The sequence below is a fragment of the Chlorogloeopsis sp. ULAP02 genome, from assembly GCF_038404745.2.
In the GTDB taxonomy this organism is placed as follows: Bacteria; Cyanobacteriota; Cyanobacteriia; order Cyanobacteriales; family Nostocaceae; genus Chlorogloeopsis.
This window is the reverse complement of the sequence record NZ_JAYKTT020000045.1, coordinates 63,690-78,412: the sequence shown is the minus strand read 5'-3', so window position 1 is coordinate 78,412 and position 14,723 is coordinate 63,690. Positions and strand designations below refer to the sequence as shown.

Genomic DNA, 14,723 nt, shown 5'->3' with positions numbered 1-14,723 from the left:
CGATTAGTAAGTATTCAGACAGTTTAACTGAACGCTAAACTACAAGTCCAAACAATAGCTACAAAGGTATAAATAACATCTCGTCTTCGGAGTCAGACAGCATTGTATATCTCACAAGCAAGTGTCAATTTTGTGCGTTTGTACCTGTAGTGATTGCAAGAGTCTCTAAGGTGCAAAAATCATTAATGTTGCTCTGAGATTATAAGTGATATCCAAGCCACTATTGAGTATTTAAAGACTCTGCCCAAAGTTAAAAGTAGATGCGATCGCATCCATCGGTTTCTGTTTTGGTGGACATATCGTCTACCTTGCAGCAACATTACCTGATATTAAAGCGACAGCTTCCTTCTATGGAGGTGGAATTACAACTTATACACCTAGTGGTAGTGCGCCTACTATCACTCATGCTTCTGAGATTAAAGGTACTATTTATGCCTTCTCTGGTACGCAAGATGACTCAATTTCAATCGAACAAACATAAGAAATTGAAGCAGAGTTAAAGAAACATAAATATTCCCCATCGTGTTTTTCGCTACAAAACAGGACATAGTTTTTTGTAACGAACCTTCTAGCCATAACCCAGAAGCTGCTAATGATGCTTGGGAAAAAGTTTTGGAACTATTCCAAAGCCATCTTCAAACCATATAACCAATGTAGGACTTACGCAAAATTCCTCCGAAATCCTCTTGACTCCGTGTTTTCTGCGTTCTCTGCGGTTTATTATTCCATAGACTCGTGCGTAAGTCCTATAATTCTCAAATTTATGGTTTCTAACCTAATATCTGATTCATGAAATTCTAGTAATTTTTCAGTCAGGAAAACTCACAAAAATTTCTACTTTCCCTTTAGGATCTAAACCTAAATACCGAGCACGGACTTTAGTTGCTGACTTTACACTGAGCATCGGAGTAATGCTTCCTAAAGAAAGCAAATCACCTTTTTTTAAAGACTTACCTTGTGTTTTGAGATTATCCTTCAACCAAAGTACTGCTTGCAACGGATGCCCTAGAATAGCTTGACTCTCTCCCACTGCTAACTGTTTTCCAGTTCCATCAAAAATTACCAATTTTATCTTTCCTAAACGCTCTTGCCATGCCTGCGTTGGTGTTAAGGGAATCGGTTCACCTAAGATTCCTAATCTTGCACCAGCATTAATTGCTACTAAACTAGAAGCATTTAGTCTGACATCTTTTGCATACACGATGTCTGGAAGCTCAATAAAAGGGATAACTACATCCAAGGCTGCTAGGGCTGCTTGCGGAGTAGTCGCTGTATTAATTGCCTCGCTTTTAACTCTAACAATTAAATCTCCTTCGAGTCTGGGTTGAGTGCCAAAATCACTAGGAATTGTTGCTCCCGTTTTGAGGAGCATTTTCTCCAACAGTACCCCGGATACAGGATGGGAGACTTGGAAGCGTTTTTGGATAGTTGGATTAGTAAGTGCAGCTTTGTAACCAACAACTTTTCCTAAATTAGGGATAAGAATTTGAACGAATTGATTTTGTACCTTTAAAGCTTGTTCTAGTGAAAGATTAGCTGTATTTGCTGTTATAGGTTGTTTGTTCAAATAACTACTTGCCAATTGCCGAGCTAATGTTTGCTCATCAAATTGAGTGGCACTTGTAGGGCGAGAAGTAAATTGTGAATTGGTTTTCGCTACAACACAGGCTTGAATAAAAATAGTTGAATTCCATAGTAGGGCAGTTAACAACCAAGGTTTGAGTTGTTGGTTCATGTTTAGGTAGCCGTGAATGGGCAAGATTCAAAGGCGATCGCGCAAGTTATAGAGCATGCGCTTGGCATGTGTAACCCAGTCAGGAAACTCTGGTAGCAGCGCATATACCCAGACGATAGCGTGTAGTTGCCGCAGTTTGTAGTATGGCTCCAGTATCGCAGGTTCAGGGATATTCCGATAGGCTGCCCTCCCCTCGTCAATCTGTCGTTGTAACCAAATTGTAACAACCAGTAGACTCACCCAGTTCCTGCAACCCAATAAGCATCGTTCCGGTAGTCTACATAAGATTTAGCTGCTACAACTGGGATAGATTTGTCTCGACTCCAACTACCTCTGATCATAGACCGATTCTGATAGAGTCAGCGATCGCTTGTTCGGTTCAAGGTTAATTGAAGCCGGGTAATGGTAGAAGCCACTGGATGCAAGCTATCATCAAACGAAGCCATAGCTAGTTGTTTGATTAGGCAAGCAAGTTATGACAAACATCGCAGATAAGTGTTTAGTATATACTTATGAGTTGTTATGCTGCCGCTTTAAAGGACGCAATCTTAAACGCTTTTTTTCCCAACCACTTCACACCAAGTCTGAGCAAAAAAACCATCTGGATGCTGACTCCATTCCCGTAAACTTTCACTCATTGCCAATAGAGATGCTTGCCCATCAACCCATCCTTTATCTATAGCTTGCTCAATCTCTGCCGAGGCTTCTATTCTTAGGGCTAAATATTCGGCAGGCAAACTCAATGGCTCGTAGCATTCATAAGTAGCGGTGGCTTTGACGTTGATGAATCCAGCCTGTCGTAATAAAGCGCGTAACTCTCTACCAATACAGGGATTACCACCATTTTGCTGCTGAAGGAACTTACAATAATCTATTGCCCGATCCAGTGTTGGTGTTGTCGGCACCATCAAAAATCCTCCCCAGTCTGGGCTGCGAACTCCGATGATGCCTTCTGGTTTGAGAACTCGCCACAGTTCCCGCAAAGCCTGCACAGGTTTCTGGAGATGCTCGAATACAGCATGGGCAAACACAGCATCAAAGGAATTCTCTACAAAGGGTAAGGCATAAATATTTGCACTAATGAAATCAACATTACTGATTTCTTGCTTTTTAGCATTATCCCAGGCATTTAAGATTTGAGAGTCTGCTTTGTCAATTGCTGTAACTTTACCGGGAGCGATCGCACTTGCTAAACCTAAAGTAATCGTACCAGGGCCACAACCACAATCTAATATATGCATTCCCGGACGCAGATAAGGAAGGAAGAAGGCGGCATGAGATGCGGCTGTGCGCCGTGCCATAAAGTTTATGGCATTGGGAGAATAGCCTGGCGTGTAATTTTCCGGCATCTTTTTGACTCCTGCAAGGCTTTTGTATGAGTATCATAGATAGATTTTTTTCAGATGTCTAATATATATTTGTGAGTAATTGAAATATTTAAGATATCAATTTTATGGAACTGCGACATCTGCGTTACTTTATTGCTGTAGCGGAAGAATTACACTTCAGTCGAGCGGCAGAACGATTGCACATAGCGCAACCGCCTTTGAGTCAGCAAATTCAACAACTGGAAGCAGAATTAGGGGTGGAATTATTTGATCGCAAAACTAAGCGTCAAGTACAACTAACAGAGGCAGGAAGAGTATTTTTGCGTGAAGCTTATCAACTTTTAGCGCAACTTGAGGAGGCAATTGAGTTAACGCGCAGTACGGGTAGGGGAGAAAGAGGACAATTACGGGTAGGGTTTATCAGTTCTGTCACTTATGATGTTTTACCTAATATCCTAGAGGCTTTTCATCGACAGTTTCCGGAGGTGGAATTGATATTGCAGGAGTTAACAACAACAGAACAGGAACAGGCTTTATGCAATCATCGCATCCAAGTCGGCTTTGTACATTTGCCTTTGGAAGATGACAACCTTTGTTGGGAGTGTATTCAGCAAGAAAATCTTGTTGTTGCTTTACCTGCCATCCATCCTTTAGCAAAACAAGAACAGATTGTAGTGCGATCGCTTGGCGACGAACGGTTCATTTTGTTTCCACGTTATTTAGGAATTGGACTTTATGACAAGATTATCGCTCTGTGCAAGCAAGGTAACTTTACACCAAAAGTCGCGCAAGAAGCTGTTCAAATGCAAACAATTATTGGACTAGTTTCTGCTGGGATGGGGATTGCAATTGTGCCGTCTTCTTTGCAAAATCTCCAACGTGCAGGTGTAGTGTATAAGGCGATCGCTCAAGCAACACCATTAGTAGAAACAGCAGTAGTATGGCAACCAGAGGCAGAAACATCAGTGATGCGACAATTTCTCAAAGTTGTTAGGGATGTTTGCAATCTATCAGTGTCTACAGGAGAATGAGCGATATTTATAATTCAATTGGTCAACAATATTCTAAAACTTGTATCCCAGATCCTCGCATCGTCAAAACGATAATTGACTTACTCAACTTGCCAAAAGATAGCATTATCGCTGACATCGGTGTTGGCACTGGTGGTTACAGTCTAGCGATAGCTGACGAAGGATGTTCTATTTACGCTATTGCACCATCATTAGTAATGCGATCACAAGCACCAGAGCATCCACAACTTCAATGGTTCGCTGGATATTGCGATCGCTTATCTTCTGGCTAGACAATTCTAGTAATATTTATTGTGGTGACCATTTATGATTGGAATAAATAAGCAAATTTTAAAACCGGGCAAAATGAAAGGCGCTTCAGCGCCTTTTTAGTGGATGAGATAGCCTAAAATGCCTTTGTTAGCTTTTGACTACACCATCATTTTAAAATCGTTGGTGAGGAGAGAAGATGGTATAGTAAAGCGACGGATCTATGCGGTCTGTAAAGGGACGGTATACATATTGCTCTCTGATGTTATCTGTTCTATATTCTTCAGAGGCATTGTCCTCAGGTGGAACAGTAGGGGTAGATTTAATTAGATTAGCTAATCTTGACCATGCAATTGAGAAAGGGTTTTGTAGATATTTTTTAACCAGTGATTTGTTTTTATACTCTGACATATCTACAAGTAATTCATCCGTATTCCTCAACATATAAATTCTCCTTTGCACAATAGAGTGCGATAAAAATGTTGTTCATTTTGTACATCTATATCTTGTGGGCAGACAGTTTCACCAATCGCCTTGGTTATCAGTTATATACAAATACAATCATTTCATCCACATTTCCGGTTAAAGAGACTATTGCTAGTTGTAAATTGAGATGAAATGGGATTAAGATGAAGCTCGAACATTTTGAAATTATCTGGGTTGAGCTACTTAATCTCTGTAATCTCATATCTTGATTTAACTATAGATAGCGAATATCAAAAAGTTGTAAATAATTTATAATAAGAGTTGCTAAGTTTGTTAAATCTCCGACTTCTTAGTGAAGTCGGAGATCTGAATTTTTACTTCCTTATTAAGTACATATGTTGTAACTATTTATTACTTATTTATTACTTAATTTAAGAGGAATACAAACTCCGACTATTGCAATCTATTTAGTCTTGACACGCCACTGCTGGCTCAATAGTGCAGGACTTAGGCATGATTTATGGAATAATAAACCACAGAGTACGGTGTGAACACGGAGTCAAGATGAGTTTAGAGGGATTTTGCGTAAGTCCTATAGTTGATGATTTTAGATACTGAATGTCTCCGCTGCACCCAACCTAAGATTGCATATATCCACTTTAGATTTGATGTAAAGAGCAAAAAACGATATTGTCAAGAATTGTTAGGTTAGACTTCACATAATTCTTCTATCCTAACAAGTTTAATTCTGCTCCAAAACAGAGTAATGACCAATTATTTCCGCTCCAATATTAATGCAATGGCTAGTTATGTCCCCGGTGAGCAACCCAAACGGGGTACGCAGATCATCAAACTCAACAGCAACGAGAACCCCTATCCTCCCTCTCCGGCGGCACTAGCTGTGCTACAGAATATTGATGGGGAATGGTTGCGGCGATATCCACAACCGTTTGGGGAGGATTTCCGGCAAACCGCGAGCAAAGTTTTGGGAGTTCCCAGTGATTGGATTATTGTCGGAAATGGCAGTGACGAATTGTTGAACTTGGTGATTCGAGCCTGTACGGAACCTGGGCGGAAGGTAGTCTATCCGGTGCCTACCTACGTGTTATACCAGACATTAGCAGGAATGCAGGCTGCGGATGTTGTTGAAATTCCTTACAACGAAGACTATAGCTTACCCCTGAAAGAACTGATTGCGGTTAATGGTGCTGTAACATTTATTGCCTCCCCCAATAGTCCTTCGGGGCATGTGGTGCCAATTGAGGAGCTGCGAGAACTAGCAACTCAGTTATCTGGGGTTTTGGTAATTGATGAAGCATACGTAGATTTTGCCGAAGAAGATGCATTAGCTTTGGTTCAGGAATACGAAAATACGATCGCGATTCGCACACTTTCTAAGGGTTACTCATTAGCAGGATTGCGGTTAGGGTTTGGGGTAGCGAATCCGAAGCTGCTGAATGGATTGTTTAAGGTGAAGGATAGCTATAACATTGATGCGATCGCTTGTGCCGTTGGGGCAGCTGCGATCGCCGATCAAGAATATAAAAATACTTGTGTAGCTAAGATTAAAGCATCGCGGACTCAGCTAGCAACAGATTTAAGACAATTAGGTTTTCGTGTTTGGGATTCTCAAACCAATTTTTTGTTGGCACAGCCTCCAAAAGGGAATGCAGAATATCTCTATCAAAAGCTGAAGGAGTGCTTGATTTTAGTGCGTTACTTTCAGCAACCAGGATTGGAAGATAAATTACGCATCACTGTTGGTACTGATGAGCAGAATCAAGCTTTAGTGAAGGCACTGAGCCAATTGCTGGATGGTGGAGCGGGATAAAAAGGTAACTTAATCGTAAAAATACTACCTTTACCTAATTTACTTTGTACGTTCAAACTACCGTTATGTGCTTGAACAATTGCTTGGGCGATCGCCAAACCTAAACCAGAACCACCTGTACTGCGAGAGCGATCGCTCATGACTCGATAAAAGCGATTAAAAATGCGAGCAAGTTCCTGCTGGGGGATACCAATACCTGTATCTTGAACTTGAATCACGGCATAATTGTCACTGCGATCTAAAATCACAGTTACTGTTCCTTCTGGTGGTGTGTATTGAATTCCATTGATGATTAAGTTAGAAATCAGGCGATAAAGCTGCTCGCTATTACCTACAACATTTAGAGGTTGATGCACCCGGAGAGAAGATGTGAGTGTGATTTTCGCAGCCAACGCCATTGCTGCAAATTCCTCAATTAAGTCGCTGACAATTTCATTTAAACAACAAATTTCTTGTCGTGTTTTTAGCGATTGCCTGTCTAAGCGAGCCAGCAATAACAAATCTGCAACTAAAGTAGTCAGCCGCTGATTTTGACGCAGTATAGTTTGTAAAATCTCCCGCGCCTCTGTTTCATCTAGTTGCGGCATCAAAAGTGCTGATTCTACTGTCGCGCCTGTTGCTGCTAAAGGAGTGCGTAACTCATGCGCTGCATCCGCCGTGAATTGTTGAATTTGTCTGTAGGATTGATAAATCGGTTGCATTGCTAAAAGAGCTAACCACCAACTAGCGATCGCAATCAGAACCATTGCGATCGGTAATCCCAACCCTAAAATTAATTTCACAGCATCTAGATATTCACTAAAGTCTTTCAGACTTCGCCCGACTTGGATATAGCCCCAATTTTTATTGTCTTTAGTGTGTAGCACAAAAGAAATTTGATGGTAAAGATTGCCTTTGCTATCTCTCAGAGTTTGCCAAGATTCAGGATTAAAAACTGAGGGCAGCCCTTGTGGTTCAGTACCTCCTACGGCAATTAAGCGCCCTGAATTATCAAAAAAACGTACATAGTAGTAGCCTTGGCTAATGGCATTCAAAATATGACGTTTAGAACTCGATTTTTTTGGAGTGCAGCTTTTACCAACCACACAAATATCTGGTAAAAGCTGTTGAATTACTGGTTCTAAATTTCCAGGTTGTTGTAGTTTCAGTTCAATCGTGTCATGGAGAGTTCCCGCCACAGACTCTAATTCTCGATCTAAGGTGATCCAATGAGCATGGGATATCGCTTCGTAAACACCAAATCCGCACAGGCTTAAAATTAAAGCCATGACGATCGCATACCATAAAGCTAGACGAAAGCGGGTGTTCTGAAACAGTTTATTTTGATTCATCGGTGAGATTGAGACGATACCCCATGCCATGCAACGTTTCAATTGGGTTGCCACAACCACTATTTACTAATTTGCGGCGCAGCAAACGTACTTGTGCTGCTACTACATTACTAACAGGTTCTGCACTTACTTCCCAAAGTTGATTGCGAATTTGTTCTGTGGTAACAATTTGGTTTGGGTGCTTCATCAAATACTCTAGTAACTGAAATTCCTTATTAGTTAGGGTTATTGCCTGTTTGTCTGGATGGGCAGGGTGACTCGTAACGGTACTATTGCCGTAATCAAGAGTCAGATTACCTAAAGTTAATTCCTTCGGTTGAAAGTGAGGCGATCGCCTCTGTAACGCTCGCAATCGCGCTAGTAACTCTGCCATCCCAAATGGCTTTACTAAATAGTCATCTGCACCCGCATCCAGCCCAGTAACTTTATCTTCCATTCTGTCTTTAGCTGTTAGCATCAAAACAGGCAGGGGATTTTTATGTTTACGTAGCTGTTGACATAACTCCAATCCTGACATTCCTGGTAACATCCAATCAACAATCGCTAGCGTATATTGCGCCCAGCTATTTTCTAAATAAGCCCAAGCATCAGTACCATCTGTTACCCAGTCAACCACGTACTTTTCTTGATTTAAAACTCGCTTAATTGCAGCACCTAAATCCGGCTCATCTTCTACAAGTAGCACCCTCATAAAAAATTTCTCTACAAGTTGTAGCTGATTAGTAATGTACGAAACTTACATAAAGTTGAGCTTAGTGCAGTAGCTTTTGGAATTACCATGCCGCAGATGGGATCTTTAGCCATCTTCTGTTTCTAGTTTTGTCCCACACCTACAGCTTCAAGCTGCTGTTGAGTTGGTTTGCCCGTCAGCATCAGCACTCCGTTGATGGCGATCGCTGGCACTGCTTGAACCCCATACTGTTGCGCTTTGGCTAGATAAATCGACTGCTGTTGTTCAAAACTCAGGTTATAAACCAATACTTCACAACTAGGGCAAGCTAGCTCTTGCACCAAACGAACAGTCTCGTCACAAAGAGGACAATTAGCTGTGAATATCTCAATTTGACGTTTTGTCATCATATCTGCTCCCTTTTTCAGATTCACTGCTGACTCGATCTAGGAGTAGGCTGATACCAAGCTTGATACCATTGCTGCATCTGTGCGATTTCAGCCGTTTGAGTTTTAATAATGGATTGAGCTAAGTTGCGAAGTTCGGGATGTGTACCACTGTTAACAACCATACGTGACATCATTACCGCCATTTGGTGATGGGGAATCATTTGGCTGATAAATTCTCGATCAAAATCTGGAGCATTTTTCAAGGCTTCTAAATCTACATCCATGCCCCTCATGTCATGATGCATGGGCATTTTCATCATTCCGTGCTGTGCTCCCATCATGCCCATACCAGAAATTGGGGTAGCAGGCACTTCTTTGCCGTACCATGCTTTGTACCAAGTTCGCATTTGTTGAATTTCACGGGCTTGCTCTGTTTTAATAGCTTGAGCTAGTTTTTTTGTTTCTGGATGTTTAGCACGCGTTAAAGCTAGATTAGCCATCTCCACTGCTTGCTGATGGTGGGGAATCATCATTTCAATAAAATGTTGATCGACTGCACCCATCATCATCCCTCTTTGCCGAGGAGTAGTTTGAGTAGACGGGTGATGAGTATTGTGTTGTGAATTTGGAGATTGAGCTTGCGTATTATTTATTATTAATAATACTGCGAGAGTACTACTGCTCAATAATCCTATCAAACCATAAATCAAATTTCTGCTTTTCATCTCTTCACCTTTGTTCAAGACTGAAGACTAAATATTTTGTTTCTATCATGAACGTTAACTACATATTGTGAGCAACTCGTGAGGAACTAGTTCTCTTTGTCTCTAATTTTGTTCTTTACTGCTTAACTTCAATTGTCAACTCTCTACTCAAATGGAGAGTCTAACAATAGCAATAAAACTTTACTCATTAGGCCTTATCTATTTGAGTTATTCCTTTCACAACAGCCCATATAGTTAGTTTTTCATTTCCGAATGAAATCAAGATGAAATATTAATTTGCATCAAAATTTGTTTACAAAGCGATCGCACAGCACACTACCTTTAAAATCAAAATAAATTTTTAGGCATTGCTAAATAGAAGTATTTTCAAACTCTTCCTCTCTGCACCTGGTGCGTCTGGTGCGTGAGATAAATTCAATTCTAGATTCAGCAACGCCAATTTTTATATACTATTTATTGAAACTAAAACGACCATCTATCTTTTTACCGCCAACATCAGCAGTAACTTTCACTTGATACTGACCAGTTGCTTTTTCTGATAACAAGCCTGTATAGTGTTTACCCTTAGCATCATAATTGAAAGGGACGTTCTTTTGTTTACCATCAGGCAGCTGAACTTGAGCTGTTACTTTAGCGTTAGGAACTGTTTCGTGATTGTCTCCTCTGAGCAGATACAAATCCATATGAGTTCCATTAGCATCTTTTTCAGGTACAAATTCTAAATGATAAGCTCCAGTTTCTACAACTTGACCGCCTTTTGATGCACCATGTTCGTTATTTGTTTTAGTTGCAGGTGAAACAGAAGCAGTTGGCGATCCAGAACTGGAATTAGAGGTTACTGAAGTATTTTTATCTGTACTAGCAGTTTGATTGCTGTTACTACAAGCGCCTAAAAAAATTAGTCCGATACTTGCAAAGAGTACAAAACTGAGATTCAGATATTGCATTGAATGATTCTTCATCTGAACAATTTAATTTTAATTTAGATAAGGTGAAATACAGTTTTTAGCAAAAAATCTGGAAACTCGAACTTAGTAATTTTGATACTCTTTAAAAACTTCCACTTCACCTTTTTTATCAAACGCTACAATTGAAAACGGTTGTTTTCTATTACCTGATTCCATCCCTGGGGTTCCTACAGGCATTCCCGGTACAGCTAAACCTACAAACTTGGGCTTTTGTTTGAGAAAACGTTTAATATCATCGGCTGGTATGTGTCCTTCCATAACATAGCCATCAATAATTGCCGTGTGACAAGATGCTAAATCTTGAGGCAAGTTGTACTTTTGCTTTATTGCCTCCATCTCGTCAGTTTTGATATCTGCTTTAATTTTAAACCCGTGCTTTTGCATATGCTCAATCCAGGCTCCACAGCAGCCACAAGCCGGACTGCGATAAACTGTAATTTCTCGCTTGCCTGAGTAAGATTCAGTTTCTTTATCCCAGATGCTTGCGGTGGAAATTAATTGAGAATTGCTGGCTACTTTTTGTAGGTTATTGCTTAATTTAAGATTATCTGCTTTGCTCACCTCAGGAACTGTTGCATATGAAGTAACTAAAATTCCAGTAGTAATTATTACTACAATAAAGGGGCGAGAAAATTTCTTCATCCAGTTAGATAAATGTTTTTTCATTTTCAAAATTTCACACTAATTTTTTGTGAATAATGATGATTTGATATTGCTCATATTTTTCTAGTTTAAACTCTCCAGTAAATGGAGAATCAACTCAAATTATTGCTAATGATTTTGATATCTGGTACTGAGTACATCAGGCACAATTTTACAATAGATTTTAATTTAAAAATATTGATTTGTGTGATACTTTTAAACGCAAAGGGACGCTGAGGAAAGCGCAGAGGAACGCTGAGGGAAATAAATTTCAAGATATGAGATGGTCAATTTAGGATAGTTGTTTTGGCATTAACAACTTGCCGAACTTGGCGTATAAAGCAGGTAAAACTAATAATGTTAAAGCTGTAGAGGTAAACAATCCTCCCAGTACTACCACTGCCAAAGGTTGCAAAATTTCCTTGCCTGCACCCGTACCGATGACTAGAGGAACCATTCCTAAGGCGGAGGTGAGAGCTGTCATTAAAATAGCTACCAAGCGCTCCATCGATCCCTCAAAAATTACTTCCCGTAAAGTCATCCCCTGTGACAGTTTATTGTTGTAATTGTCTACTAGCAGCAAGCCGTTGCGTGTCGCCACGCCAAAAAGGGTAATAAAGCCTACTAACGAAGCTACAGAGACGATCCCACCTGCGATCGCAATCGAAAATATTCCCCCTACTACAGCCAGAGGTAAGTTAATCATAATCATCAGCATCGCTGCAACCGAATTGACAGCAAAGTACATTAATATACTAATGATGACAATTGCCAGTCCTCCAAATACCAGTAAATTATAAGTAGCTCTTTGTTCTGATTCAAACTGACCGCCGTATTGAATAAAGTAACCTGTGGGTAGTTTTACTGAGTTTTTGACTTGAGCTTGAATTTCATCTACTACAGAACCTAAGTCTCGACCTGATACGTTTGCAGACACTACAATGAGGCGAGAAACATTTTCCCGGTTAATTGTGTTGGGGCCAGTTCCGTAGTCTATACTGGCGACTTGAGCGAGAGGAATTTTTTGACCTGTAGGAGTATCTACTATTAAATCACGGATCATATCTAAGTTATTGCGAGCATCTTCTTTTAACCAAACCACCAAGTCAAACAACTGCTGCTCTTTGAGTACCTGAGATACTACTCTGCCGTTGAGAGCAGTTTCTACCATCTCAGTCAAATTACCGATAGTTAAGCCATAGCGAGCTGCTGCTTCTCGGTTAAAATTAATTTGCAACTGTTTAATTGGGACTTGGGGTTCGAGTTGTAAGTCTACAAGTCCAGAAATATTGCTTACTGCTGCTTGAACTTCTGCCCCCAAACGGCGTAGTTCTTCCAAACCGGGGCCGAAAATTTTGATCGCGATCGCACTCCTGACGCCAGATAATACTTCATCCATGCGGTGAGAAATAAAACCGCCGATATTAGGTGCAACTCCGGGTATCTTCGCAAATTCGGCTCGCAGTTTCTCAATACTTCCTTCCCTATCTTTCAATCCCTCTGCACTCAGTTCTACATCTAAATGCCCTAAGTTAACTCCACCTGCATCTGCATCACCAGGAGCGCGTCCGGATCTTAACTGCACTGATTTAAATCGTTTATCATTTTTAAGGGCATCCTGCATCACAAATCCAACTTGATTGGTTGCTTCTAAAGAACTGCCTGGATAAAGCAAGACTGCGTTTACTAAAGATGGTTCTTGGAACTCAGGTAAAAATACTCGTCCTAAACTTGGGAGAATAACCAAGGATGCTACTAAAGATGCGCCTGCCACCGCCAAAATAATTGTGGGGAAGCGAATTGAAAAATTTAACATCGGTCGATAGAGTCGTTGCGATAAAGCACTCACCCAAGTATCATCCGCAGGTAACTGTCGATTTGCTAATAAAATCGCGCACAACGCAGGGGAAAGGGTCATTGCTACAAAGGTAGAAGCAAAAATTGACACTAAGTAAGCAACCCCCATTGGTGCAAATATCCGACCTTCCACGCCTGTCAATGAGAAAATCGGCGCAAAGACAACGGCAATAATTATAGTAGAAAAAATTACACTAACTCTTACTTCTACTGAAGTATCATAGACGACTTTGAAGGGATGTACCGGATTGCTTGTTGCTTGGTTCTTACGCAAACCTCGGTAGCAATTTTCCATATCGACAATAGAATCATCCACTACCGAACCAATTGCTACAGCTAAACCCCCTAGTGTCATAGTATTAATCCCTTGACCAAACCAACCCAGAATCATCATTCCAATTAAAACTGATAGAGGAATGGCGCTGAGGGTAATAATGGCAGTACGCCAGTTCATCAAAAACATCAGCAGGATAATCGAAACGATGATAGTACCATCACGTAGAGAACTGGTAACATTTTCAATCGCTGCATCAATAAAATTATTTTGACGAAAAGTTTCTATAACTTTGACATCTTTGGGCAAACTAGCTTTAACTTCCTCCATTGCCTTTTCGATAGCTCTGGTAACAGTCGGAGTATCATATTGGGGTTGCTTGTTAACCATTACCACGATCGCTCTTTGACCGTTTAAACTACCATCTCCACGCTTGAGGGCTGCACCGATGCGCACATCAGCAATATCTTTGAGTAGGATCGGCGTACCATTTCTGGCAGCGATCGCCGAATTTCCCAGTTGCTCAATTGAATCTATACGCCCGACTCCACGAATAACTATTTCTTGATCGGGATTGATCAAAAAGCCACCCGCAGCATTGACATTTGCACCTGTTGCTGCTGCTGTTACTTCTTCTAGGGTGACATTAAAAGCCTTGAGCTTGGCTGGATCGACTAAAACCTGATACTGGCGAACATCACCACCATAGGCAATCACCTGAGAAACACCCGGTACGGCTAGCAATCGGTTGGTAATATCTCGATCAACTAAACGCCGCACTTCCATCATTGGGGTTGTTTCGGTAGTGAAAGCATATTGCACAACTGTACCAATAGGAGAAGAAATAGGAGAAATCTGCGGATTTTCCACCCCTTCTGGTAGTTTTTGCAGCGCCTGTTGCAACCGTTCTGTCACTAATTGCCGCGCTTGATAAACATTAGTTCCCCATTTAAAAATCACCTTCACAACAGAAATACTCACTGCCGAAGAAGAACGCACCGTTTCTACTCCCGGCGTACCATTGACTGCGCTTTCTATTGGTAAAGTAATTAAAGACTCGACTTCTTCGGGAGCAAGCCCTGGAGCTTCGGTTTGAATTTCTACTTGGGGTGGGGCAAAATCAGGAAAGACATCTAGGGGCATCTGGGTAAGGTTATATACACCCAAGAAAGTAACAACAATAGCTCCTAGCACCACTATCCAGCGTTGGACAATCGACCACTTGAGAATAGCATTTAACATATTTAGTTCAGTTTAAAAGAGCCTA

General features: G+C 40.8%; 14 protein-coding genes and 1 pseudogene. 4 read left to right on the top strand and 11 right to left on the bottom strand.

Features of this window, described 5'->3' with window-relative positions:
* Positions 1–195 precede the first annotated feature (195 nt).
* A pseudogene (locus tag U2718_RS16150) lies at positions 196–648 on the top strand (dienelactone hydrolase family protein); the annotation flags it as partial.
* Between the two features lie 160 nt (positions 649–808).
* On the opposite strand, the gene U2718_RS16145 reads toward U2718_RS16150, so the two are convergent.
* From U2718_RS16145 to U2718_RS16135, 3 genes are all read right to left on the bottom strand, one after another.
* On the bottom strand, positions 809–1,735 hold the full coding sequence (locus U2718_RS16145; RefSeq protein ID WP_341996694.1) for a hypothetical protein: 927 nt from the start codon (positions 1,733–1,735) through the stop codon (positions 809–811).
* Positions 1,736–1,762: 27 nt separating this feature from the next.
* Positions 1,763–1,975, bottom strand: a complete 213-nt coding sequence (locus U2718_RS16140; RefSeq protein ID WP_341996692.1) for a hypothetical protein — start codon at positions 1,973–1,975, stop codon at positions 1,763–1,765.
* A gap of 308 nt (positions 1,976–2,283) precedes the next feature.
* Positions 2,284–3,084: a methyltransferase domain-containing protein gene (locus U2718_RS16135; protein ID WP_341996690.1), complete on the bottom strand. Its 801-nt coding sequence runs from the start codon at positions 3,082–3,084 to the stop codon at positions 2,284–2,286.
* Between the two features lie 104 nt (positions 3,085–3,188).
* On the opposite strand from U2718_RS16135, the gene U2718_RS16130 reads away from it, so the two are divergent.
* Both U2718_RS16130 and U2718_RS16125 read left to right on the top strand, forming a co-directional pair.
* Positions 3,189–4,094, top strand: a complete 906-nt coding sequence (locus U2718_RS16130; RefSeq protein ID WP_341996687.1) for a LysR family transcriptional regulator — start codon at positions 3,189–3,191, stop codon at positions 4,092–4,094.
* Positions 4,091–4,366: a hypothetical protein gene (locus U2718_RS16125; RefSeq protein ID WP_341996685.1), complete on the top strand. Its 276-nt coding sequence runs from the start codon at positions 4,091–4,093 to the stop codon at positions 4,364–4,366. The genes U2718_RS16130 and U2718_RS16125 overlap by 4 nt, the downstream gene beginning before the upstream one ends.
* Before the next feature lie 151 nt (positions 4,367–4,517).
* On the opposite strand, the gene U2718_RS16120 is transcribed toward U2718_RS16125, so the two are convergent.
* A complete protein-coding gene (locus U2718_RS16120; protein WP_341996683.1) occupies positions 4,518–4,787 on the bottom strand; it encodes a hypothetical protein in 270 nt (89 codons plus the stop codon).
* Between the two features lie 748 nt (positions 4,788–5,535).
* Here U2718_RS16120 and hisC point away from each other — a divergent pair.
* The gene (gene hisC, locus U2718_RS16115) at positions 5,536–6,600 is read left to right on the top strand and encodes a histidinol-phosphate transaminase (protein ID WP_341996681.1); all 1,065 of its coding nucleotides are present in this window, start codon (positions 5,536–5,538) and stop codon (positions 6,598–6,600) included.
* Here the strand turns inward: hisC and rppB are convergent.
* The 7 genes from rppB to U2718_RS16080 all read right to left on the bottom strand — a co-directional run bounded on the left by rppB (position 6,549) and on the right by U2718_RS16080 (position 14,698).
* Positions 6,549–7,931 carry a two-component system sensor histidine kinase RppB gene (rppB, locus tag U2718_RS16110; protein ID WP_341996680.1) on the bottom strand — a complete coding sequence of 461 codons (1,383 nt, stop codon included), beginning with the start codon at positions 7,929–7,931 and terminating at the stop codon, positions 6,549–6,551. The genes hisC and rppB overlap by 52 nt on opposite strands.
* A complete protein-coding gene (gene rppA, locus U2718_RS16105) occupies positions 7,918–8,622 on the bottom strand; it encodes a two-component system response regulator RppA (protein WP_341996678.1) in 705 nt (234 codons plus the stop codon). Before rppA ends, rppB begins: the two co-directional genes overlap by 14 nt.
* A gap of 122 nt (positions 8,623–8,744) precedes the next feature.
* Positions 8,745–9,008, bottom strand: a complete 264-nt coding sequence (locus tag U2718_RS16100; protein ID WP_341996843.1) for a thioredoxin family protein — start codon at positions 9,006–9,008, stop codon at positions 8,745–8,747.
* Between the two features lie 23 nt (positions 9,009–9,031).
* Positions 9,032–9,715, bottom strand: coding sequence for a DUF305 domain-containing protein (locus U2718_RS16095; RefSeq protein ID WP_341996676.1), 684 nt, complete (start codon positions 9,713–9,715; stop codon positions 9,032–9,034).
* Between the two features lie 449 nt (positions 9,716–10,164).
* Positions 10,165–10,662 carry a hypothetical protein gene (locus U2718_RS16090; protein ID WP_341996841.1) on the bottom strand — a complete coding sequence of 166 codons (498 nt, stop codon included), beginning with the start codon at positions 10,660–10,662 and terminating at the stop codon, positions 10,165–10,167.
* Positions 10,663–10,746: 84 nt separating this feature from the next.
* Positions 10,747–11,349, bottom strand: a complete 603-nt coding sequence (locus tag U2718_RS16085; protein WP_341996674.1) for a DUF411 domain-containing protein — start codon at positions 11,347–11,349, stop codon at positions 10,747–10,749.
* Positions 11,350–11,617: 268 nt separating this feature from the next.
* Positions 11,618–14,698: an efflux RND transporter permease subunit gene (locus U2718_RS16080; protein ID WP_341996672.1), complete on the bottom strand. Its 3,081-nt coding sequence runs from the start codon at positions 14,696–14,698 to the stop codon at positions 11,618–11,620.
* Between the last annotated feature and the right edge of the window lie 25 nt (positions 14,699–14,723).

Excerpts from the sequence above, each read along its gene's own strand:
- U2718_RS16145 (WP_341996694.1), bottom strand. The coding sequence starts at position 1,735 with ATGAACCAACAACTCAAACCTTGGTTGTTAACTGCCCTACTATGGAAT.
- U2718_RS16135 (WP_341996690.1), bottom strand. The coding sequence starts at position 3,084 with ATGCCGGAAAATTACACGCCAGGCTATTCTCCCAATGCCATAAACTTT.
- U2718_RS16130 (WP_341996687.1), top strand. The coding sequence starts at position 3,189 with ATGGAACTGCGACATCTGCGTTACTTTATTGCTGTAGCGGAAGAATTA.
- U2718_RS16125 (WP_341996685.1), top strand. The coding sequence starts at position 4,091 with ATGAGCGATATTTATAATTCAATTGGTCAACAATATTCTAAAACTTGT.
- U2718_RS16120 (WP_341996683.1), bottom strand. The coding sequence starts at position 4,787 with ATGTTGAGGAATACGGATGAATTACTTGTAGATATGTCAGAGTATAAA.
- hisC (WP_341996681.1), top strand. The coding sequence starts at position 5,536 with ATGACCAATTATTTCCGCTCCAATATTAATGCAATGGCTAGTTATGTC.
- rppB (WP_341996680.1), bottom strand. The coding sequence starts at position 7,931 with ATGAATCAAAATAAACTGTTTCAGAACACCCGCTTTCGTCTAGCTTTA.
- rppA (WP_341996678.1), bottom strand. The coding sequence starts at position 8,622 with ATGAGGGTGCTACTTGTAGAAGATGAGCCGGATTTAGGTGCTGCAATT.
- U2718_RS16100 (WP_341996843.1), bottom strand. The coding sequence starts at position 9,008 with ATGACAAAACGTCAAATTGAGATATTCACAGCTAATTGTCCTCTTTGT.
- U2718_RS16095 (WP_341996676.1), bottom strand. The coding sequence starts at position 9,715 with ATGAAAAGCAGAAATTTGATTTATGGTTTGATAGGATTATTGAGCAGT.
- U2718_RS16090 (WP_341996841.1), bottom strand. The coding sequence starts at position 10,662 with ATGCAATATCTGAATCTCAGTTTTGTACTCTTTGCAAGTATCGGACTA.
- U2718_RS16085 (WP_341996674.1), bottom strand. The coding sequence starts at position 11,349 with ATGAAAAAACATTTATCTAACTGGATGAAGAAATTTTCTCGCCCCTTT.
- U2718_RS16080 (WP_341996672.1), bottom strand. The coding sequence starts at position 14,698 with ATGTTAAATGCTATTCTCAAGTGGTCGATTGTCCAACGCTGGATAGTG.